The following is a 19517-nucleotide window of genomic DNA, read 5'->3' on the forward strand; positions in this document are numbered from 1 at the left end:
GCCCCTGCCACAGGGGGACACGACGCCCGTCCGACGCGATCGGCCCCTAGCACTCATCACTCTCCCGTCGATGACCTGTGGCATCGGCGAAGAAAGCAGACAACATGGCTTCCCTGCTCGACGACGTCACTGCCGCGTCGCTGCGGTCCGACATCCCGGCCTTCCGCCCGGGTGACACGGTCAACGTTCACGTCCGCGTGATCGAGGGCAACCGCTCCCGTGTCCAGCAGTTCAAGGGCGTCGTCATCCGCCGCCAGGGCGCGGGCGTCAGCGAGACCTTCACGGTCCGCAAGGTCTCCTTCAGCGTCGGCGTCGAGCGCACCTTCCCGGTGCACAGCCCGATCTTCGAGAAGATCGAGCTCGTGACCCGTGGTGACGTCCGCCGCGCCAAGCTGTACTTCCTCCGTGAGCTGCGCGGCAAGGCCGCGAAGATCAAGGAGAAGCGCGACCGCTGATCTGACTGCCTCGTCCACAGGGTGTCCGGTTAAGCTCTGGCCCCGATGGACACGCAAGCAGAACTCCAGGAGCGCGATCCCTCCTCCGCACCCGATCCGGGTCCGGGGGAGGGGTCGCGCTCTTCGCGTGTCCGCGGCCGGCTCGCCGGACTCATGCCGTGGCGGCTGTCCTGGCGGGGGACGCTCGGGCTCGGCGCCGTCTGCGCGGCCTTCGTGCTCCTCTTCAGCACCTTCGTGGTGCAGCCCTTCCTGATTCCCAGCGGTTCCATGGAGCGGACGCTCCGGGTGGGCGACCGGGTGCTCGTCAACAAACTCGCGTACCGCTTCGGTGCCGTCCCGCGCCGCGGTGACGTGGTGGTCTTCGACGGCACCGGCTCGTTCGTACGCGAGGGGGCGGAGCAGAACCCCGTCACCGCGCTGCTGCACGGGGCCGCAGCGTCCCTCGGGCTCGCCGAGCCCGCCGAGACCGACTTCGTGAAGCGGGTGGTGGGCGTGGGGGGCGACCGGGTGGTCTGCTGCGACGTTCGGGGCCGGATCCAGGTGAACGGCCGGCCGCTGGACGAGGACTACCTCTTCCCCGGGGACGTGCCCTCCAAGGTGCCCTTCGACATCGTGGTGCCGGACGGCACCCTCTGGATGATGGGCGACCACCGCGGCCGTTCCCGGGACTCCCGCGACCACCTGGGGGAGCCGGGCGGCGGCATGGTGCCGGTGGAGCGGGTGATCGGGCGGGTCGACTGGTTCGGCTGGCCGCTCAGCCGGATGGGCTCGCTGCCGGGGACCGCCGCCTTCGACTCCGTACCGGCGCCCGGCCCGTCCCATGGGTAGCCACGGGCGCCACGGCGCCCCGGCTGCGGACCAGGGGCCGCGCTCCCTGCCCACCCGGGCCGAGCGGCGCAAGCTCGCCCGCAAGGTGAAGCGCAAGCGGCGCGGATCGGCCGTCCGGGAGATTCCGCTGCTCATCACGGTCGCGCTGCTGATCGCGCTCGTCCTCAAGACCTTCCTCGTGCAGGCGTTCGTGATCCCGTCCGGGTCGATGGAGCAGACCATCCGGATCGGCGACCGGGTGCTCGTGGACAAGCTGACGCCCTGGTTCGGCTCGAAGCCGCAGCGCGGTGACGTCGTCGTGTTCCGCAACCCGCCGGACTGGCCGCCGCCGAACCCGGAGAGCTCCGGTGAGTCCCCCGTCGTCGTCAAGCAGGTGAAGCAGGTGCTCACCTTCGTCGGGCTGCTGCCGTCGGACGACGAGCAGGACCTGATCAAACGGGTCGTGGCCGTCGGCGGTGACACGGTGAAGTGCTGCGCGTCGGACGGGAGGCTCCTCGTCAACGGCGTGGCGGTCGAGGAACCGTACGTCTATCCAGGGGATTCACCCTCCACCATCAAATTCGAGGTAAAGGTTCCTGAGGGCCGCCTCTTCGTCATGGGGGACCACCGCTCCAACTCCGCCGATTCGCGCTTCCACCTGGACAAGACGGCGAACGGCACGATTTCCGAGGACGCGGTCGTGGGACGGGCGAAATGGATCGTCTGGCCCTTCGGGCACTGGGCCGGACTCGAGGAGCGCTCGGCGTTCGCCTCGGTCCCGGACGCGCGCGGCGGTACGGGGGGCGCCTCTGGGCCGTCGAATAGTGTGTCCAGTGATCCAGGCGGATCGATCCGGCTCCCGACCCCTGCGGAACTCCCGCTCGTTATGGGAGTGGTGGGCCTGCGTCGGCTAGGACGCGGGCGGTGGCACGGAGTAAGGAGTGGATGTGGGGGATTTGGCGGTCGGCGCACGATCCGGACACGACGAACCCGAGGACCGGCCGGGCCGTTCGGCGCATTCCGAGTCCGCCGGTGCGGCGGAGGACGGGACAACGGTGAGCGGTACGGAAGGTGACGGCGGCACGTCCGGGGGCAGCACGGCCCGGAAGAAGAATCCCCGCCCGTTCTGGAAGGAGCTGCCGCTCCTCATCGGTGTCGCGCTGGTCCTGGCGCTGCTGATCAAGACGTTTCTGGTGCAGGCGTTCTCGATTCCGTCGGACTCGATGCAGAACACGTTGCAGCGGGGGGACCGGGTCCTGGTGGACAAGCTGACGCCGTGGTTCGGGTCGGAGCCGGAGCGCGGCGAGGTCGTCGTCTTCCACGACCCGGGCGGATGGCTGGAGGACAGCCAGGCCCCCGAACCGAACGCGGTGCAGAAGTTCCTCAGCTTCATCGGTCTCATGCCCTCGGCCGAGGAGAAGGACCTGATCAAGCGGGTCATCGCGGTCGGCGGTGACACCGTGGAGTGCAAGAAGGGCGGCCCGGTCCAGGTCAACGGCAAGGCGCTGGACGACAAGTCCTTCATCTTCGAGGGCAACAGCGCCTGCGACGACGAGCCGTTCGGGCCGGTCAAGGTGCCCAAGGGCCGGATCTGGGTCATGGGCGACCACCGGCAGAACTCCCTGGACTCCCGCTACCACCAGAACCTGCCGGGCGGCGGCACCGTCTCCAACGACGAGGTGGTCGGCCGGGCCATCGTGATCGCGTGGCCGGTCAGCCGCTGGGCGACCCTCCCGGTCCCGAAGACCTTCGACCAGCCCGGCATCAACGCCGCCGCCGCGGCGGCCCCCGGAGTGATCGGCCTCGCGGGTGCGGTGCCCCTCGTGCTCTGGCGCAGGCGGCGCCGGACCGCGATCGCCGGCACAGTGAGGAACGACGCGTGAGCGACCTGGCAGACGGAGCACGGTCCGAACAGGAGCGGTCGGCGGAGCCTTCCGACGTCGCGCCTTCCGCCGCCGAGCCTTCCGAGGCCGAGCCTTCCGCCTCCGGGCCGGAGTCCGGCGCGGACAGCGGCACCGACGGCGCCGACGGCACCGCGGGCAAGAAGAAGGGCAACCGCCCGTTCTGGAAGGAGCTGCCGCTCCTCATCGGCATCGCGCTGGTCCTGGCGCTGTTCATCAAGACGTTTCTGGTGCAGGCGTTCTCGATTCCGTCGGACTCGATGCAGAACACGTTGCAGCGGGGTGACCGGGTCCTGGTGGACAAGCTGACGCCGTGGTTCGGGTCGGAGCCGGAGCGCGGCGAGGTCGTCGTCTTCCACGACCCGGACAAGTGGCTCGAGGGCGAACCGACCCCGACGCCCAACGCCGCGCAGAAGTTCCTGAGCTTCGTCGGGCTGATGCCGTCCGCCGAGGAGAAGGACCTGATCAAGCGGACGATCGCGGTCGCCGGTGACACCGTGGAGTGCAAGAAGGGCGGCCCGGTCGAAGTCAACGGCAAGGCGCTCACCGAGCCCTACGTCTTCCCCGGCAACAGCGCCTGCGACGACATGCCCTTCGGGCCGTTCAAGGTGCCGGACGGCAAGATCTGGGTGATGGGCGACCACCGCCAGGACTCGGCGGACTCCCGCTACCACACCGACGACGTCAACAAGGGCTTCGTGCCGGTGAGCCAGGTCGTGGGCCGGGCCGTGGTCGTCGCGTGGCCCGTGAACCGCTGGTCCGTGCTGTCCGTCCCGGACACCTTCGACCAGCCCGGGATCAGCGCCGCGGCCGGCGCCGCACCGGGCGTCCTGGGGCTCGCGGGCGCTGTCCCGTTCGTGCTCCGGCGCAGGCGGAGGCTGACCGCCGGGCGTACTGCCGGGTAGGGTGCCCACGCGGATCAGCGATTGTCGATCTCCGATGGGGGACGCCGGTATGGGTGCAACAGGTCGTACGGACGACGGCCGCGGCCGGCTCGGCAGCAGGCTGTCCGGGGCCGCGGTGGCCCTCGGCTGCCTGCTCTTCCTCGGCGGCTTCGTCTGGGGCGCGTTCGTCTACCGGCCCTACACGGTGCCCACCGGGTCGATGACGCCGACGGTCGACGCGGGCGACAAGGTCCTCGCGCAGCGCGTGGACGGCAGCGAGGTCCGACGCGGTGACGTCGTGGTGTTCAACGACCCGGCGTGGGGCAACACCCCCATGGTGAAGCGGGTCGTCGGGGTCGGCGGCGACAAGATCGCCTGCTGCGGCGAGGACGGCCGCCTCACCGTCAACGGCATCCCCATGGACGAACCGTATCTGCGGTCGCCCGATCGCGCCTCGGCCCAGGACTTCACCGCCGAGGTCCCCAAGGGACAGCTCTTCCTGCTCGGCGACGACCGCACGGTCTCGCTGGACTCCCGGGTCCACCTGGAGGACGCCACCCACGGCTCGGTGCCCCGGGACGCCGTGGAGGCCAGGCTCGACGCCGTCGCCTGGCCGCTGGGCTCCATGATCGACAGGCCCGAGGCGTTCGCCGCGCTGCCGGGCGGCGTCTCGTCGGCCGGGCCGCTGAGGCTGCAGCTGACCGCCATGGTGGTGGGCATCGTGCTCATCCTGGGCGGGGCGGCGTACGGCCCGTTGGCGGCCCGGGCCGCCCGGCCGAAGCGGAGCGCGAGGCCCGGGGCGGCCGCGCATGTCGGCTGAGGTGCGCAGGGTCGCCCGTCTGGTGCTCCTCGATCCGGACGACCGGATCCTGCTGATGCACGGCTTCGAACCGGAGGACCCCGCCCGCACCTGGTGGTTCACCCCGGGCGGCGGCCTGGAGGGCGACGAGACCCACGAGCGGGCCGCGCTGCGCGAGCTGGCCGAGGAGACCGGGATCACAGACGCCGAACTGGGCCCGGTGATCTGGCGGCGTCAATGCTCGTTCACCTTCGACGGCCGGCTGTGGAACCAGAACGAGTGGTACTTCCTGGCCCGTACGGCACAGACCACCACGGACACCAGCGGCCACACGTGGCTGGAACGCCGCAGTGTCACGGGGCTGAGGTGGTGGACCTACGCCGAACTGTCGGCGGCGCGTGAGACGGTGTACCCCACCGGGCTCGCCGACCTGCTCCGGAGGCTGCTCGACGAGGGCCCTCCGCGTACGCCGGTGGACCTGGCCCCCGGAAGCGGCTGAGCGGCCGGGGCGCCGGAGCCCGGCGCACAATGGGGAAACGCACGGCTGAAGGGGAACATGCCAATGAGCGCCGAGGACCTCGAGAAGTACGAGACCGAGATGGAGCTGAAGCTCTACCGGGAGTACCGCGATGTCGTCGGTCTGTTCAAATTCGTGATCGAGACCGAACGGCGCTTCTACCTCACCAACGACTACGAGATGCAGGTGCACTCGGTCCAGGGTGAGGTGTTCTTCGAGGTGTCCATGGCGGACGCCTGGGTCTGGGACATGTACCGGCCCGCCCGGTTCGTGAAGCAGGTACGGGTACTGACGTTCAAGGACGTCAACATCGAAGAGCTCAACAAGAGCGATCTCGAACTTCCGAGTGGCTGAGTTATCCACAATCGCCCGCTTGTCCACCAAGATCCACTGAAATAGGGCGGACGCGTCAGAGTCGGTGCCGGAGGTGGTGCCGATATGAACGCACGGGGGGCTCTCGGGCGGTACGGCGAGGACCTGGCGGCGCGGCTGCTGGCCGACGCCGGCATGTCCGTACTGGAACGGAACTGGCGCTGTCGCGCCGGTGAGATCGACATCGTCGCGATGGACGGGGACGCGCTCGTCATCTGCGAGGTGAAGACCCGCAGAGCGGGTGCCTACGAGCATCCGATGGCCGCGGTCACCCCGGCCAAGGCCGAGCGGCTGCGCCGGCTGGCCGCGCTCTGGCTGGAGCGGCACGGCGGCCCGCCGCCGGGCGGCGTGCGCATCGACCTGGTCGGGGTGGTGCTGCCCGAGCGCGGCGCACCCCTGGCCGAGCACGCGCGGGGGGTGGCCTGATGGGGTTCGCACGTGCCTGCTCGGTCGCCCTGGTCGGCGTCGAGGGTGTGGTGGTGGAGGTCCAGGCGGACCTGGAGGCCGGTGTGGCCGCGTTCACACTGGTGGGCCTGCCCGACAAGAGCCTGGTGGAGAGCCGGGACCGGGTCAGGGCGGCCGTGGTCAACTCCGGGGCGGAGTGGCCGCAGAAGAAGCTCACCGTGGGGCTGTCGCCGGCCTCGGTGCCCAAGGGCGGCTCGGGCTTCGATCTGGCCGTGGCGTGCGCGGTCCTGGGCGCGGCGGAGCGGATCGACCCGGAGTCGATCGCCGACGTGGTCATGATCGGGGAGCTGGGGCTCGACGGCCGGGTGCGCCCGGTACGGGGGGTGCTGCCCGCGGTCCTGGCGGCGGCCGACGCCGGCTACCGCCAGGTGGTCGTCCCGGAACAGACCGCGGGCGAGGCGGCCCTCGTGCCCGGCGTCTCCGTGCTCGGGGTGCGCAGCCTGCGGCAGCTGATCGCGGTGCTGTGCGACGAACCGGTGCCGGACGAGCATCGCTCCCACGAGGAGGGGCGCCCCGATCCGATGCTCGCCGGACTGTTGGTGCCCGGCGCCGGACTGGGCACCGGCCTCGCCCGGGGCCCGGCGGCGGGGGACGGCGCCCGGCCGGACCTGGCGGACGTGGCGGGCCAGGAACGGCCGCGCAAGGCCCTGGAGGTCGCCGCGGCCGGCGGCCACCACCTGCTGCTGACCGGCCCGCCGGGAGCCGGCAAGACCATGCTGGCCGAGCGCATGCCCGCGATCCTGCCGCCGCTCACCCGGCAGCAGTCCCTCGAAGTGACCGCCGTCCACTCGGTGGCCGGCATCCTGCCACCGGGCGAGCCCCTGATCGCCCGGGCCCCGTACTGCGCGCCGCACCACTCGGCGACCATGCAGTCACTGGTCGGCGGGGGCAACGGACTGCCCAGGCCCGGAGCGGTCTCGCTCGCCCATCGCGGAATCCTCTTCCTGGACGAGGCGCCGGAGTTCTCCGTGAAGACACTGGACGCGCTGCGCCAGCCCCTGGAGTCCGGGCACGTCGTGGTGGCCCGCAGCGCGGGCGTGGTACGGCTGCCGGCCCGCTTCCTGATGGTGCTCGCCGCCAACCCGTGCCCCTGCGGGCGGCACTCCCTCAGCGGCGCCGGCTGCGACTGCCCGCCGTCGGCGGTGCGGCGCTATCAGGCCAGGCTCTCCGGGCCGCTGCTCGACCGGGTGGACCTCAGAGTGACCGTCGCCCCGGTCACGCGGGAGGACCTGATGGGCCGGGGCGGCCGGGGCGAGTCCACCGCGACCGTCGCCGCCCGGGTGCGGGAGGCCCGGGACCGGGCGGCGGAGCGGCTGGCCGGCACGCCCTGGACGACCAACAGCGAGGTGCCCGGCCACGAGCTGCGGACCCGGCTGGCCGCGGCCCCGGGCGCGCTGATGGCGGCCGAGCGGGACATGGAGCGCGGGCTGCTCACGGCCCGGGGCCTGGACCGGGTGCTCCGGGTGGCGTGGACGGTCGCGGACCTGCGCGGCGCGGCCCGCCCCGACGCGTCGGACGTGGCGGCCGCCCTGGAGCTGCGCAGCGGCATCCCGCGCGGGGTGCCGCTCGGGGCGGGCGCGCCATGACGGGCCACGGGGGAGCCGGGCTCGCGTGCGGCGCGGGGGCGGCCGGGGGCACGGACGCGCCGGAGCGGCTGGCGCGGGCGGCGTTGACCCGGGTACTGGAGCCGGGCGACGAGCGGGGCGGACGGTGGCTGAGGGAGTGCGGCGCGGTCGGACTGTGGCGGCGCATCACGGACCCGGCGGGCGAGGCCGAGCGGCTGCGCGGCATGACGGTGCGGCGGCTCGCGGGCTACCGGCTCCGGGCCGCCCGGGCCGACCCGGAGCGGGACCTGGCCGCCGTCGCGGCGGCCGGCGGGCGCTTTGTCTGCCCCGGCGACCGCGAGTGGCCGACGCAGCTGGACGACCTGGGCGACGCGCGGCCGACCGGGCTGTGGGTGCGGGGCGGGCCCGATCTGCGGCTCTGGGCGCTGCGCTCGGTCGCCTTGGTCGGCGCCCGCGCGTGTACCCCGTACGGGGCGCACATGGCGGCGACGCTGGGCGCCGGGCTAGCGGAGCGCGGCTGGGTGGTGGTCTCGGGCGCCGCCTTCGGGGTGGACGGCGCGGCGCACCGGGGCGCGCTGGCGGCCGGCGGGGCGACGATCGCGGTGCTGGCCTGCGGGGTGGACGTGGCCTATCCGCCGGGGCACGCCGAGCTGATCGCACGGGTGGCCGGACAGGGGCTCGTCATCGGGGAGCTGCCACCCTCCGAGCACCCGACGCGGAGCCGGTTCGTCCTGCGGAACAGGGTGATCGCCGCGTTGACACGGGGGACGGTGGTCGTGGAGGCGGAGTACCGCAGCGGTTCGCTGGCCACGGCACGGGTCGCTCAGCGGCTGGGGCGCTTCACCATGGGCGTCCCGGGTCCGGCGACCAGCGGCCTGTCGGCCGGTGTCCACGAGCTCCTGCGCGGGGAGGGCGTGCTGGTGACGGACGCCGCCGAAGTGGCCGAGCTGGTGGGCGACATCGGGGACCTGGCGCCGTCCAGGAGCGGCCCGGTGCTGGCCCGGGACCTGCTCGACGCCGTCGCCGGGCGGGTGCTGGACGCGCTTCCGGCGCGCGGCGCCGTCGATGTCCGGGAGGTGGCGCGGGGTGCCGGGACCAGCGCCGACGAGGCCCTCGGCAAGTTGTACGAACTGCACTCACTGGGATACGTCGAACGCGAGGGCGGGGGATGGAGGTTGACGCGGAGGCCGACTTGCCGGGACGACGCGCGGCGAGGCGGTTCTTGACCAGGCGCATTCGGGTGAAAAGGTGATGCCGATGACCTCGGCGGACGTTTCGACGGTGGCTCCGGGGCCGGTGCCTGCGGCGACGGCCCCGGGCGCCCGACGTGTCCGCACCCCGACGGGCTGTCATGTCCGCCACCGGTTCGCGCGTCGTGTCCGCAGGCCCGGGAGCGCCCGGTCGCCATCCTCTATCCTGCGCGCACCGCGACAACTCAGTCACGCTACGCTCACAAGGATTCCGCCCCAGAGACAAGTCCCAGTACTTCACGGCAGAACGGCTCAAGGCACCACATGCCCCAGCACACCTCCGGGTCTGACCGCGCGGCAGTACCACCGGCTGCGCGTGGCACTGTGCGCCCTCCCGCCCCGTCCTCGCTCGACGAGTTGTGGCGCTCGTACAAGACGACCGGCGACGGGCGGCTGCGGGAGCAGCTGATCCTGCACTACTCGCCCCTGGTCAAGTACGTCGCCGGGCGGGTGAGCGTGGGCCTGCCGTCCAACGTCGAGCAGGCGGACTTCGTCTCGTCCGGGGTGTTCGGGCTGATCGACGCGATCGAGAAGTTCGACATCGAACGGGCCATCAAGTTCGAGACGTACGCGATCACCCGCATCCGGGGCGCGATGATCGACGAACTCCGGGCGCTGGACTGGATCCCGCGCTCGGTGCGGCAGAAGGCGCGCGCCGTCGAACGGGCCTACGCGACGCTGGAGGCGCAGCTGCGCCGCACCCCGTCCGAGGCGGAGGTCGCGGCGGAGATGGACGTCACGCTGGACGAACTGCACGCCGTCTTCAGTCAGTTGTCCCTGGCCAACGTGGTCGCACTGGAGGAGCTGCTGCATGTCGGCGGCGAGGGCGGCGACCGGCTGAGCCTGATGGACACGCTGGAGGACACCGCCGCCGACGACCCGGTGGAGGTGGCGGAGGACCGGGAGCTGCGACGGCTGCTGGCCCGGGCGATCAACACCCTCCCGGACCGCGAGAAGACGGTCGTCACGCTCTACTACTACGAGGGCCTGACCCTCGCCGAGATCGGCAACGTCCTCGGGGTCACCGAGAGCCGGGTCAGCCAGATCCACACCAAGTCGGTGCTCCAGCTCCGCGCGAAGCTGGCGGACGCCGGGCGCTGAGCCGGCCCGCCGGGCGCCCGGGCCGGTCACTTCGGCCCGCACGCGTACCTCTGGGCAGCGGTCGCCGTAGAGTGGAACCGTGCCCAGGATTCGAGCGGCCTCCGTGGCCGAGCACCGGACCATGCAGCGCGGCGCCCTCCTGGACGCAGCGCGCTCCCTCCTGTCCGAAGGGGGCACGGAAGCGCTGACCTTCCCCGCCCTCGCCGAACGGACGGGCCTCGCCCGGTCCTCCGTCTACGAGTACTTCCGCTCCCGCGCCGCCGTCGTGGAGGAGCTCTGCGCCGTCGACTTCCCCGTCTGGGCGGCCGAGGTCGAGGGCGCGATGGAGCGGGCGGGGACGCCCGAGGAGAAGATCGAGGCGTACGTACGGCGCCAGCTCGACCTCGTCGGGGACCGGCGCCACCGGGCCGTGGTCGCGATCTCCGCCAGCGAACTGGACGCGGGCGCCCGCGAGAAGATCCGGGCCGCGCACGGCGGCCTGATCGCCATGATCGTGGAGGCGCTCGGCGACCTCGGCCACGCGGAGCCCCGTCTCGCGGCCATGCTGCTGCAGGGCTCCGTGGACGCCGCCGTCCGGCGCATCGAGCTGACCGTGGCGGAGGAGCCCGGCGTCATCGCCGACACCGCCGTGGCCATGATCCTCGACGGTGTCCGGGGCGCCGGGGCCCCCGGCTGACCCCGGCGCCACCACGGCACGGCGAGCACCACCAGCAGGGCGGACGCGGTGCCCCCGCCCCCGACCGGGGCCCCCGCAGCCTTCGGCGTCCCCGGCAGCGGCACGCCGTACACCGGCAGCAGGCGCGACGGACCGCGCCGCAGGAGCGCCGGCGGCAGCAGCGACAACGGGTCCAGGTACGCGTCGGCCCGGCGCAGCCCCCAGTGCAGGCAGCCCGCCGCACAGTGGGAGGGCCCCGCCCCCAGCACGGCCACCACCTGCCCCGCCGCGACCTCGTCGCCCTCCGCGACCAGCGGGCGCACCGGCTCGTACGTCGTCCGCAGCGGTGGGTCCCCTGTCCCCGCGAGCTCCACGGCGACCACACCGCGCCCGGCGACCGCCCCGGCGAACGAGACCCGGCCCGCGGCGACGGCCCGCACTTCCATGCCCCGAGCGGCGGCCAGGTCCACGCCCCGGTGGCCCGGCCCGTACGGACCGGCGGGCGGCTCCCAGCCCCGTACCACCGAAGGCCGCCCCGCCAGCGGCCAGACGCGCTCGCCCGGGCCGGCCGCGACGGCGGTGCCCGGGCACCCGCCCCACGCCACCAGTGCGGCGAGCACCACGGCCCAGGGCGCCCACCACCGCACCCGTTCACTTGTGATTCGCATGGCACCACCGTCCCCCGTCCCCCGCCGACGGTGGGGATCATGAGCCGGATCTGTGGACTACCGGCCGGTTGTGGACAGCGCCGTCACCCGGGGCCCGGACGGTCCCGTACACTTCTTCTGGCGACCCGGGTCACCGGGTCGACTTCGCACGCCCCGCCACCACCCGTTCAGCGGAGGTGGCCGCGCCCCTCGGTCCCTTGCGGCACGGCGCGCCGGGGCGTCAGGCGCGACAGCAATCCTGCTGCCGCGGCAACCGAGAAAACCAAGGAGTACGGCCATGGCCGTCGTCACGATGCGGGAGCTGCTGGAAAGCGGCGTCCACTTCGGTCACCAGACCCGTCGCTGGAACCCGAAGATGAAGCGCTTCATCTTCACCGAGCGCAACGGCATCTACATCATCGACCTGCTCCAGTCGCTGTCGTACATCGACCGCGCCTACGAGTTCGTCAAGGAGACCGTCGCGCACGGCGGCTCCATCATGTTCGTGGGCACGAAGAAGCAGGCCCAGGAGGCCATCGCCGAGCAGGCGACGCGCGTCGGCATGCCGTACGTCAACCAGCGCTGGCTCGGTGGCATGCTCACCAACTTCTCCACCGTCTACAAGCGCCTCCAGCGCCTGAAGGAGCTGGAGCTCATCGACTTCGAGGACGTGGCCGCCTCCGGCCTCACCAAGAAGGAGCTCCTGGTCCTCTCCCGCGAGAAGGCCAAGCTGGAGAAGACCCTCGGTGGTATCCGCGAGATGCAGAAGGTGCCGAGCGCCGTCTGGGTCGTCGACACCAAGAAGGAGCACATCGCCGTCGGTGAGGCGCGCAAGCTCCACATCCCGGTCGTCGCGATCCTCGACACCAACTGCGACCCCGACGAGGTCGACTACAAGATTCCGGGCAACGACGACGCGATCCGCTCCGTCACCCTGCTCACCCGCGTCATCGCCGACGCCGTCGCCGAGGGCCTCATCGCCCGCTCCGGCGCCGCCACCGGCGACTCGAAGCCGGGCGAGAAGGCCGCCGGCGAGCCCCTCGCCGAGTGGGAGCGCGACCTGCTCGAGGGCGACAAGAAGGCCGACGCCGAGGTCCAGTCCTCCGTCGAGACCGAGAAGGACGCCGCCGCCGACGCGGAGCCGGCCGCCATCGCCGCCGACGCCGAGCAGGCCGAGGCCCCGGCCGCGGACGCCGAGCAGGCCTGACACCCGTCACGGCTGAAGACGGCGGGGGCCGGTGCACCGGCACCGCCCCCGCCGTCCACCCGTAGATCTTTCAGACTTCGAGAGAGAACACAGACTCATGGCGAACTACACCGCCGCTGACGTCAAGAAGCTCCGCGAGCTCACCGGCGCCGGCATGATGGACTGCAAGAAGGCGCTCGACGAGGCCGACGGCAACGTCGACGGCGCCGTCGAGGCGCTCCGTATCAAGGGCCAGAAGGGCGTCGCCAAGCGCGAGGGCCGTTCCGCCGAGAACGGCGCGGTCGTCTCGCTCGTCTCCGAGGACAGCACCTCGGGCGTCCTGGTCGAGCTGAAGTGCGAGACCGACTTCGTCGCCAAGGGCGACAAGTTCCAGGCCGTCGCCAATGCCCTCGCCGCGCACGTCGCCGCGACCTCCCCGGCCGACCTGGAGGCGCTGCTCGCCTCCGAGATCGAGCCCGGCAAGACCGTCCAGGCGTACGTGGACGAGGCAAACGCCAACCTCGGCGAGAAGATCGTCCTGGACCGCTTCGCGCAGTTCCAGGGTGCCTTCGTCTCGGTCTACATGCACCGCACCATGCCCGACCTGCCCCCGCAGATCGGTGTGATGGTCGAGCTGGACAAGGCCGACGCCGACCTGGCCAAGGGCCTCGCCCAGCACATCGCCGCCTTCGCGCCGAAGTACCTCTCCCGCGAGGACGTCCCGGCCGAGGTCGTCGAGGCCGAGCGCCGCGTCGCCGAGGAGACCACGCGCGCCGAGGGCAAGCCCGAGGCCGCCCTCCCGAAGATCGTCGAGGGTCGCGTCAACGGCTTCTTCAAGGAGGCCACCCTCCTCGGCCAGCCGTACGCGCTGGACAACAAGAAGTCGGTCCAGAAGGTTCTGGACGAGGCCGGTGTCACCCTGAAGCGCTTCACGCGCATCAAGGTCGGCATCTGAGTCCGTCCGCGAAAAACGGCGGACCCGGTAGGGTCTGGTGCAGTCGACGGCCGCACACCGCCGTACGACCGCAGATCTGACGAGGAGGCCATTGCCGCAAGGGACACCAGACCCACCGGCAATGGCCTTCTTCGTATGTGCACGAGGAGAATCCCCATGAACAAGGGCGCGGACGCCGCCAAAGACGACCACAAGCGCGAGGACGGCAAGGTGCCCGGACGCTTCATGCTGAAGCTGTCCGGAGAGGCGTTCGCCGGCGGCGGGGGCCTCGGTGTCGACCCCGACGTCGTGCACGCCATCGCCCGGGAGATCGCGGCGGTCGTCCGGGACGGCGCGGAGATCGCGGTCGTCATCGGCGGCGGCAACTTCTTCCGCGGCGCCGAGCTCCAGCAGCGGGGCATGGACCGGGCGCGCTCCGACTACATGGGCATGCTCGGCACCGTGATGAACTGCCTCGCCCTCCAGGACTTCCTGGAGAAGGAGGGCATCGACTCCCGCGTCCAGACCGCCATCACCATGGGCCAGGTCGCGGAGCCGTACATCCCGCTGCGCGCCGTGCGGCACCTGGAGAAGGGCCGCGTCGTGATCTTCGGTGCGGGCATGGGCATGCCCTACTTCTCCACCGACACCACCGCCGCCCAGCGCGCCCTGGAGATCGACGCCGAGGCGCTGCTCATGGGGAAGAACGGCGTGGACGGGGTCTACGACTCCGACCCGAAGACCAACCCCGCCGCGGTCAAGTTCGACGCGCTGGAGTACAGCGAGGTGCTCGCCCGCGACCTCAAGGTCGCCGACGCCACCGCCATCACGCTCTGCCGCGACAACCAGCTGCCGATCCTCGTCTTCGAGCTCACCACCGCGGGCAATATCGCCCGCGCCGTCAAGGGTGAGAAGATCGGCACGCTCGTGAGCGACCAGGACACCCGCGCCTGACCATGGGCGCGTCCACCGGTGAGGCCCGGTGGAACAGGGGCGTGGGACCGCCCCGGAAGATGGACAACGGCCTGCCGGTCCGACACCGTGCAGGTGAGGACGCGACGCAGGACCCGCCGGGCCCGCCGGGCCCGTTCACAACACGCAGGAGCACGTGGTGATCGAAGAAACCCTCCTCGAGGCCGAGGAGAAGATGGAGAAGGCCGTCGTCGTCGCGAAAGAGGACTTCGCCGCGATCCGTACCGGCCGTGCGCACCCGGCGATGTTCAACAAGATCGTCGCCGACTACTACGGTGCGCCGACCCCGATCAACCAGCTGGCCTCGTTCTCGGTGCCCGAGCCCCGTATGGCCGTCGTGACGCCGTTCGACAAGACCGCGCTGCGCAACATCGAGCAGGCCATCCGCGACTCGGACCTCGGTGTCAACCCGAGCAACGACGGCAACATCATCCGGGTCAACTTCCCCGAGCTGACCGAGGAGCGCCGCCGCGACTACATCAAGGTCGCGAAGACCAAGGCCGAGGACTCCAAGATCTCGATCCGCGCCGTCCGCCGCAAGGCCAAGGAAGCGCTCGACAAGCTGGTCAAGGACAAGGAGTCCGGCGAGGACGAGGTGCGCCGCGCCGAGAAGGAGCTCGACGACACCACCGCGAAGTACGTCGCGCAGGTGGACGAGCTGCTGAAGCACAAGGAAGCCGAGCTGCTCGAAGTCTGATGAACGACTCTTCCTGGGGCGCTCCGCAGGGCGCCGGCCACCGGGTCGCTCCGGAGATGCAGGGTGCTGCGGCGGGTCCTGCCTACGATGTGCACGACGCCCAGCAGACTCGGCCCATGCCCATCGTGCCGGACGTTCCCGACGCAGGTAGAGACGCTGAAGACCGTGATCACCGGGACCAGGGGGCCGGACGCCTGAGCGGCGGCCCCCTGTTCCGCGACGAGAAGCCGCAGGAGCCCATGCCGACCGCGCCGCCCCCGCCCCCGCCTCCGCAGAAGAAGCGCGCGGGCCGGGACCTGGGAGCCGCCATAGGGGTCGGCCTGGGCCTCGGCGCCCTGGTCGTCGTCTCGCTCTTCGTCGTCAAGGCGGTCTTCGTCGGCGTGATCGTGCTCGCCGTCGTGGTCGGGCTCTGGGAGCTCACCTCCCGCCTGGAGGAGCGCAAGGGCATCAAGGCGCCCCTCGTACCGCTCGCGGTCGGCGGAGCCGCCATGGTCGTCGCCGGGTACGCGCGCGGGGCCGAGGGCGCCTGGATCGCCATGGCCCTGACCGCCCTGGCGGTGCTCGTGTGGCGGATGACCCAGCCGCCCGAGGACTACCTCAGGGACGTCACGGCGGGCATCTTCGCCGCGTTCTACGTGCCTTTCCTGGCCACCTTCGTCGCTCTGCTCCTGACCGCCGACGACGGCCCGCAGCGGGTGCTGACCTTCCTGCTGCTGACCGTGGTCAGCGACACGGGGGCGTACGCGGTCGGCTGGCGGTTCGGCAAGCACAAGCTGGCTCCGCGCATCAGCCCCGGCAAGACCCGCGAGGGCCTGTTCGGGGCGGTCGCCTTCGCCATGGTGGCCGGTGCGCTGTGCATGCAGTTCCTGATCGACGACGGTTCCTGGTGGCAGGGGCTGCTGCTGGGCCTCGCGGTCGCGGCCAGCGCCACCCTGGGCGACCTGGGCGAGTCCATGATCAAGCGGGACCTCGGGATCAAGGACATGGGCACGCTGCTGCCCGGCCACGGCGGGATCATGGACCGGCTGGACTCGCTGCTGCCGACCGCCCCGGTGGTCTGGCTGCTGCTGGTGCTGTTCGTCGGCTCCGGCTGAGACCGGCGTCCGCACATGGCTGAGGGGCCACCGCTCGCGAGCGGTGGCCCCTCAGCCATGTGGCGTCAGCCCTGATCCCGCAGCGCCGCCCCCATGTCGCGGTAGAGAGTCACCGCCCGGCGGCGCATCCACAGGACCCAGGCGCAGAACACCACCACGAAGGCGGCGACGAGCAGGGCGTACCCGAGGGAGCCACGGACAGCGCCCAGGACGAGCAGACCGACGGCGACCAGGCCCATGACGCCCAGCCAGTACGGCAGCCACCGCTTGCCCCGCTCGATCCGCCCCAGGTGGTCGTCGACCAGCCGCCGCAGTACGGCCCGCTCCTGTGGGTCGCGCGGCACCTCGCCGTGGCGGACCTTGCGCAGCAGCCCGGCGAGGGCGCCCGGGGAGGCACCCGTGACCCGCCTCATCCGCCTCCGCCGGATGACCACGGCCACCATCGCGACGACGGTGTAGACGGCGCCCTGGACCAGCCACATGGCCGCAGGCTCATCGTGTCGTAACAGCGCGTTCAGGCCCACACCGAGTCCGAAGACCAGCAGGCCCTGCCCGACCAGGCTGTCGTTGAACCAGTGCTTGACGGTGTGCACGGCACCTTCCTCCTGCGGCTGCGAACTCCCTGTGCTCCCCCGGTTACCCCGTGAGCCGCCCCTCACCGCGACGCACCCGGGCACCTCCGCACGTCTGCGACACTGGAAGAACCATGCCTAAGCCCGGAGAACTCACTTTCGTCGCGCCCCGCGGAGCCAAGAAGCCGCCGCGGCACCTCGCCGACCTCACGCCCGCCGAGCGCAGGGAGGCCGTCGCCGCGATCGGCGAGAAGCCGTTCCGCGCCCAGCAGCTCTCGCAGCACTACTTCGCGCGGTACGCGCACGACCCGGCCGAGTGGACCAACATCCCGGCCGGATCGCGGGACAAGCTCGCCGAGGCGATGTTCCCCGACCTGATGTCCGTCGTCCGGCACATCAGCTGCGACGACGACACCACCCGTAAGACCCTGTGGAAGCTGCACGACGGGACGCTGGTCGAGTCCGTCCTGATGCGCTACCCGGAGCGCGTCACGATGTGCATCTCCTCGCAGGCCGGCTGCGGGATGAACTGCCCGTTCTGCGCGACGGGGCAGGCCGGTCTCGACCGCAACCTGTCGACCGCGGAGATCGTCCACCAGATCGTGGACGGCATGCGCGCGCTGCGGGACGGCGAGGTGCCCGGCGGCCCCGCCCGGCTCTCCAACATCGTGTTCATGGGCATGGGCGAGCCGCTGGCCAACTACAACCGCGTCGTCGGCGCGATCCGTCGGCTGACCGACCCCGAGCCCGACGGCCTCGGCCTCTCGCAGCGCGGGATCACCGTCTCCACCGTCGGCCTGGTGCCCGCGATGCTGCGGTTCGCCGACGAGGGCTTCAAGTGCCGGCTCGCGGTCTCGCTGCACGCCCCGGACGACGAGCTGCGCGACACCCTCGTGCCGGTGAACACCCGGTGGAAGGTGCGCGAGGTGCTGGACGCCGCGTGGGAGTACGCGGAGAAGTCCGGCCGCCGCATCTCCATCGAGTACGCCCTGATCCGCGACATCAACGACCAGGCCTGGCGCGGCGACCTGCTGGGGCGCCTGCTCAAGGGCAAGCGGGTCCACGTCAACCTCATCCCGCTGAACCCGACCCCCGGCTCCAAGTGGACCGCGTCGCGCCCTGAGGACGAGCGGGCGTTCGTCGAGGCCATCGCGAGCCACGGCGTGCCGGTCACCGTCCGCGACACCCGGGGCCAGGAGATCGACGGCGCCTGCGGGCAGCTGGCGGCCTCCGAGCGCTGAGGGAGCGGGGTCCCGGACACCCGGGGCCCCGGCCGAAAACGGCCGTGTAGCCTGGGGCTGAAATCAACTGCATATTCCGACAGGGGAGCGCCACAGCGCTGAGAGTGCGGCACCAAGGACAGGTTGGCCGCAGACCCTCTGAACCTCGCCCGGGTCATTCCGGGTAGGAAGTTCGGACCATACTCAAGCTGTTGCGCCCTGCCCGCTTCCGGCTCCGGCCGGTGTGCGGGCAGGGCCGCGTCTCTTCCTGGTCACTCCAGGAGGAATCACACATGAGCACCACCCCGAAGGCCGCGGTCGCGGCCGTCGCAGCCGCGCTCGGCATCACCGCGCTGGCCGGCTGCGGAAGTTCCGACGACTCGGCGTCCGGTTCCACCAAGGGCGCCGGTTCCAAGACCGTCACCCTCGTCAGCCACGACTCCTTCAACGCCTCCAAGGACGTCCTGAAGGAGTTCACCCGCGAGACCGGCTACACCGTCAAGGTCCTCAAGAGCGGGGACGCGGGCGCCGCCCTGAACCAGGAGATCCTGACCAAGGGCTCCCCGCGCGGCGACGTGTTCTTCGGCGTCGACAACACCCTGCTCTCGCGAGCCCTGGACAACGGCCTGTTCACCCCGTACGAGGCCAAGGGCCTGGACCGGGTCCCGGCCGATGTCCAGCTGGACGCCGACAAGCACCGGGTCACCCCCGTCGACACCGGTGACATCTGCGTCAACTACGACAAGAAGTACTTCGCCGACAAGAAGCTCGCACCGCCGAAGACCTTCGCCGACCTGGCGAAGCCCGCGTACAAGGACCTGCTCGTCACCGAGAACGCCGCGACCTCCTCGCCAGGCCTCGGCTTCCTCCTCGGCACCGTCGCCACCTTCGGCGAGGACGGCTACCAGGACTACTGGAAGAAGCTGAAGGACAACGGCGTCAAGGTCGTGGACGGCTGGGAGCAGGCGTACAACGAGGAGTTCTCCGGCTCGGCCGGCGGCAAGAAGGCCAAGGCCGACCGCCCGCTCGTCGTCAGCTACGCCTCCAGCCCGCCCGTCGAGGTGCTGTACGCGGACCCGCGGCCGAAGACCGCGCCCACCGGGGTCGCCACCGGGACGTGCTTCCGCCAGATCGAGTTCGCCGGTCTGCTGGACGGTGCGAAGAACGAGGCGGGCGGCAAGGCCCTGCTGGACTTCCTGATCGGGAAGAAGTTCCAGGAGGACATGCCGCTCACCATGTTCGTCAGCCCGGTCGCGAAGGACGCGAAGGTGCCCGGGCTCTTCACGAAGTTCGGTGCCACCGCGGACAAGCCGGCGACCGTCGCCCCGGACGCCATCGCCAAGAACCGTGAGCAGTGGGTCCAGTCGTGGTCCTCGCTCGTAGTGAAGTAGCGAAGACTCCCGTACGCGGACCGGGCGCGCGCG

At 71.5% G+C, this 19517-nt stretch carries 21 protein-coding genes and 1 pseudogene; 20 read left to right on the forward strand and 2 right to left on the reverse strand.

The genetic code is table 11. From position 1 onward, the window contains the following. The first annotated feature begins 104 nt into the window (after positions 1–104). The 13 genes from rplS to ACLQ2N_RS03450 all read left to right on the forward strand — a co-directional run bounded on the left by rplS (position 105) and on the right by ACLQ2N_RS03450 (position 10792). Positions 105–455: a 50S ribosomal protein L19 gene (rplS, locus tag ACLQ2N_RS03390; protein ID WP_425808799.1), complete on the forward strand. Its 351-nt coding sequence runs from the start codon at positions 105–107 to the stop codon at positions 453–455. Between the two features lie 45 nt (positions 456–500). After that, positions 501–1283, forward strand: a complete 783-nt coding sequence (gene lepB, locus ACLQ2N_RS03395) for a signal peptidase I (protein ID WP_425808801.1) — start codon at positions 501–503, stop codon at positions 1281–1283. After that, complete coding sequence (lepB, locus tag ACLQ2N_RS03400) at positions 1276–2337, forward strand: signal peptidase I (protein WP_425808803.1); 1062 nt, start codon at positions 1276–1278, stop codon at positions 2335–2337. Before lepB (ACLQ2N_RS03395) ends, lepB (ACLQ2N_RS03400) begins: the two co-directional genes overlap by 8 nt. Then, the gene (lepB, locus tag ACLQ2N_RS03405; protein WP_425808987.1) at positions 2219–3145 is read left to right on the forward strand and encodes a signal peptidase I; all 927 of its coding nucleotides are present in this window, start codon (positions 2219–2221) and stop codon (positions 3143–3145) included. The genes lepB (ACLQ2N_RS03400) and lepB (ACLQ2N_RS03405) overlap by 119 nt, the downstream gene beginning before the upstream one ends. Beyond that, positions 3142–4068, forward strand: coding sequence for a signal peptidase I (lepB, locus tag ACLQ2N_RS03410; RefSeq protein ID WP_425808805.1), 927 nt, complete (start codon positions 3142–3144; stop codon positions 4066–4068). Before lepB (ACLQ2N_RS03405) ends, lepB (ACLQ2N_RS03410) begins: the two co-directional genes overlap by 4 nt. Positions 4069–4117: 49 nt before the next feature. Further along, the gene (lepB, locus tag ACLQ2N_RS03415) at positions 4118–4867 is read left to right on the forward strand and encodes a signal peptidase I (protein WP_425808807.1); all 750 of its coding nucleotides are present in this window, start codon (positions 4118–4120) and stop codon (positions 4865–4867) included. After that, on the forward strand, positions 4857–5345 hold the full coding sequence (locus ACLQ2N_RS03420; RefSeq protein ID WP_425808809.1) for an NUDIX hydrolase: 489 nt from the start codon (positions 4857–4859) through the stop codon (positions 5343–5345). The genes lepB (ACLQ2N_RS03415) and ACLQ2N_RS03420 overlap by 11 nt, the downstream gene beginning before the upstream one ends. A gap of 63 nt (positions 5346–5408) precedes the next feature. Then, a complete protein-coding gene (locus tag ACLQ2N_RS03425) occupies positions 5409–5717 on the forward strand; it encodes a DUF2469 domain-containing protein (protein ID WP_018102380.1) in 309 nt (102 codons plus the stop codon). A gap of 84 nt (positions 5718–5801) precedes the next feature. Beyond that, the gene (locus ACLQ2N_RS03430; RefSeq protein ID WP_425808811.1) at positions 5802–6161 is read left to right on the forward strand and encodes a YraN family protein; all 360 of its coding nucleotides are present in this window, start codon (positions 5802–5804) and stop codon (positions 6159–6161) included. Continuing rightward, positions 6161–7786 (forward strand): YifB family Mg chelatase-like AAA ATPase, encoded by a 1626-nt coding sequence (locus ACLQ2N_RS03435; RefSeq protein ID WP_425808813.1) that lies wholly within the window; start codon positions 6161–6163, stop codon positions 7784–7786. The genes ACLQ2N_RS03430 and ACLQ2N_RS03435 overlap by 1 nt, the downstream gene beginning before the upstream one ends. Then, positions 7783–8991, forward strand: coding sequence for a DNA-processing protein DprA (gene dprA / locus ACLQ2N_RS03440; protein WP_425808815.1), 1209 nt, complete (start codon positions 7783–7785; stop codon positions 8989–8991). The genes ACLQ2N_RS03435 and dprA overlap by 4 nt, the downstream gene beginning before the upstream one ends. A 288-nt stretch (positions 8992–9279) precedes the next feature. Further along, on the forward strand, positions 9280–10116 hold the full coding sequence (whiG, locus tag ACLQ2N_RS03445; RefSeq protein WP_026242485.1) for an RNA polymerase sigma factor WhiG: 837 nt from the start codon (positions 9280–9282) through the stop codon (positions 10114–10116). 103 nt (positions 10117–10219) lie between these two features. Next, entirely contained in the window at positions 10220–10792 is a 573-nt protein-coding gene (locus tag ACLQ2N_RS03450; RefSeq protein WP_425808989.1) for a TetR/AcrR family transcriptional regulator, read from the forward strand. 68 nt (positions 10793–10860) lie between these two features. Here the strand turns inward: ACLQ2N_RS03450 and ACLQ2N_RS03455 are convergent. Further along, positions 10861–11439 (reverse strand): annotated as a pseudogene (locus tag ACLQ2N_RS03455) (murein hydrolase activator EnvC family protein); the annotation flags it as partial. Positions 11440–11716: 277 nt separating this feature from the next. Between ACLQ2N_RS03455 and rpsB the strand changes: the two are divergent. The 5 genes from rpsB to ACLQ2N_RS03480 all read left to right on the forward strand — a co-directional run bounded on the left by rpsB (position 11717) and on the right by ACLQ2N_RS03480 (position 16301). Further along, positions 11717–12625 (forward strand): 30S ribosomal protein S2, encoded by a 909-nt coding sequence (gene rpsB, locus ACLQ2N_RS03460; RefSeq protein WP_425808817.1) that lies wholly within the window; start codon positions 11717–11719, stop codon positions 12623–12625. A gap of 97 nt (positions 12626–12722) precedes the next feature. Beyond that, positions 12723–13559 (forward strand): translation elongation factor Ts, encoded by an 837-nt coding sequence (tsf, locus tag ACLQ2N_RS03465; RefSeq protein ID WP_093705743.1) that lies wholly within the window; start codon positions 12723–12725, stop codon positions 13557–13559. 156 nt (positions 13560–13715) lie between these two features. Further along, a complete protein-coding gene (gene pyrH / locus ACLQ2N_RS03470) occupies positions 13716–14492 on the forward strand; it encodes a UMP kinase (RefSeq protein ID WP_425808819.1) in 777 nt (258 codons plus the stop codon). 157 nt (positions 14493–14649) lie between these two features. Then, complete coding sequence (gene frr / locus ACLQ2N_RS03475; RefSeq protein WP_018102371.1) at positions 14650–15207, forward strand: ribosome recycling factor; 558 nt, start codon at positions 14650–14652, stop codon at positions 15205–15207. Next, a complete protein-coding gene (locus ACLQ2N_RS03480) occupies positions 15207–16301 on the forward strand; it encodes a phosphatidate cytidylyltransferase (protein WP_425808821.1) in 1095 nt (364 codons plus the stop codon). The genes frr and ACLQ2N_RS03480 overlap by 1 nt, the downstream gene beginning before the upstream one ends. A gap of 65 nt (positions 16302–16366) precedes the next feature. Here the strand turns inward: ACLQ2N_RS03480 and ACLQ2N_RS03485 are convergent, their stop codons facing one another. Further along, on the reverse strand, positions 16367–16894 hold the full coding sequence (locus ACLQ2N_RS03485) for a hypothetical protein (RefSeq protein WP_425808823.1): 528 nt from the start codon (positions 16892–16894) through the stop codon (positions 16367–16369). Positions 16895–17007: 113 nt separating this feature from the next. Here ACLQ2N_RS03485 and rlmN point away from each other — a divergent pair, with 113 nt between their 5' ends. Together rlmN and ACLQ2N_RS03495 are read left to right on the forward strand one after the other, a co-directional pair. Next, positions 17008–18114: a 23S rRNA (adenine(2503)-C(2))-methyltransferase RlmN gene (rlmN, locus tag ACLQ2N_RS03490; RefSeq protein WP_164401695.1), complete on the forward strand. Its 1107-nt coding sequence runs from the start codon at positions 17008–17010 to the stop codon at positions 18112–18114. A 272-nt stretch (positions 18115–18386) separates the two neighbouring features. Continuing rightward, positions 18387–19484, forward strand: a complete 1098-nt coding sequence (locus tag ACLQ2N_RS03495; RefSeq protein WP_425808825.1) for a thiamine ABC transporter substrate-binding protein — start codon at positions 18387–18389, stop codon at positions 19482–19484. Positions 19485–19517: the final 33 nt, after the last annotated feature.

The sequence above is a fragment of the Streptomyces sp. DT224 genome, assembly GCF_049844595.1.
Lineage (GTDB): Bacteria > Actinomycetota > Actinomycetes > Streptomycetales > Streptomycetaceae > Streptomyces.

Coding starts and splice junctions, on each gene's coding strand:
- rplS (WP_425808799.1), top strand. CDS start 105: ATGGCTTCCCTGCTCGACGACGTCACTGCCGCGTCGCTGCGGTCCGAC.
- lepB (WP_425808801.1), top strand. CDS start 501: ATGGACACGCAAGCAGAACTCCAGGAGCGCGATCCCTCCTCCGCACCC.
- lepB (WP_425808803.1), top strand. CDS start 1,276: ATGGGTAGCCACGGGCGCCACGGCGCCCCGGCTGCGGACCAGGGGCCG.
- lepB (WP_425808807.1), top strand. CDS start 4,118: ATGGGTGCAACAGGTCGTACGGACGACGGCCGCGGCCGGCTCGGCAGC.
- ACLQ2N_RS03420 (WP_425808809.1), top strand. CDS start 4,857: ATGTCGGCTGAGGTGCGCAGGGTCGCCCGTCTGGTGCTCCTCGATCCG.
- ACLQ2N_RS03425 (WP_018102380.1), top strand. CDS start 5,409: ATGAGCGCCGAGGACCTCGAGAAGTACGAGACCGAGATGGAGCTGAAG.
- ACLQ2N_RS03430 (WP_425808811.1), top strand. CDS start 5,802: ATGAACGCACGGGGGGCTCTCGGGCGGTACGGCGAGGACCTGGCGGCG.
- ACLQ2N_RS03435 (WP_425808813.1), top strand. CDS start 6,161: ATGGGGTTCGCACGTGCCTGCTCGGTCGCCCTGGTCGGCGTCGAGGGT.
- dprA (WP_425808815.1), top strand. CDS start 7,783: ATGACGGGCCACGGGGGAGCCGGGCTCGCGTGCGGCGCGGGGGCGGCC.
- whiG (WP_026242485.1), top strand. CDS start 9,280: ATGCCCCAGCACACCTCCGGGTCTGACCGCGCGGCAGTACCACCGGCT.
- rpsB (WP_425808817.1), top strand. CDS start 11,717: ATGGCCGTCGTCACGATGCGGGAGCTGCTGGAAAGCGGCGTCCACTTC.
- tsf (WP_093705743.1), top strand. CDS start 12,723: ATGGCGAACTACACCGCCGCTGACGTCAAGAAGCTCCGCGAGCTCACC.
- pyrH (WP_425808819.1), top strand. CDS start 13,716: ATGAACAAGGGCGCGGACGCCGCCAAAGACGACCACAAGCGCGAGGAC.
- ACLQ2N_RS03480 (WP_425808821.1), top strand. CDS start 15,207: ATGAACGACTCTTCCTGGGGCGCTCCGCAGGGCGCCGGCCACCGGGTC.
- rlmN (WP_164401695.1), top strand. CDS start 17,008: ATGCCTAAGCCCGGAGAACTCACTTTCGTCGCGCCCCGCGGAGCCAAG.
- ACLQ2N_RS03495 (WP_425808825.1), top strand. CDS start 18,387: ATGAGCACCACCCCGAAGGCCGCGGTCGCGGCCGTCGCAGCCGCGCTC.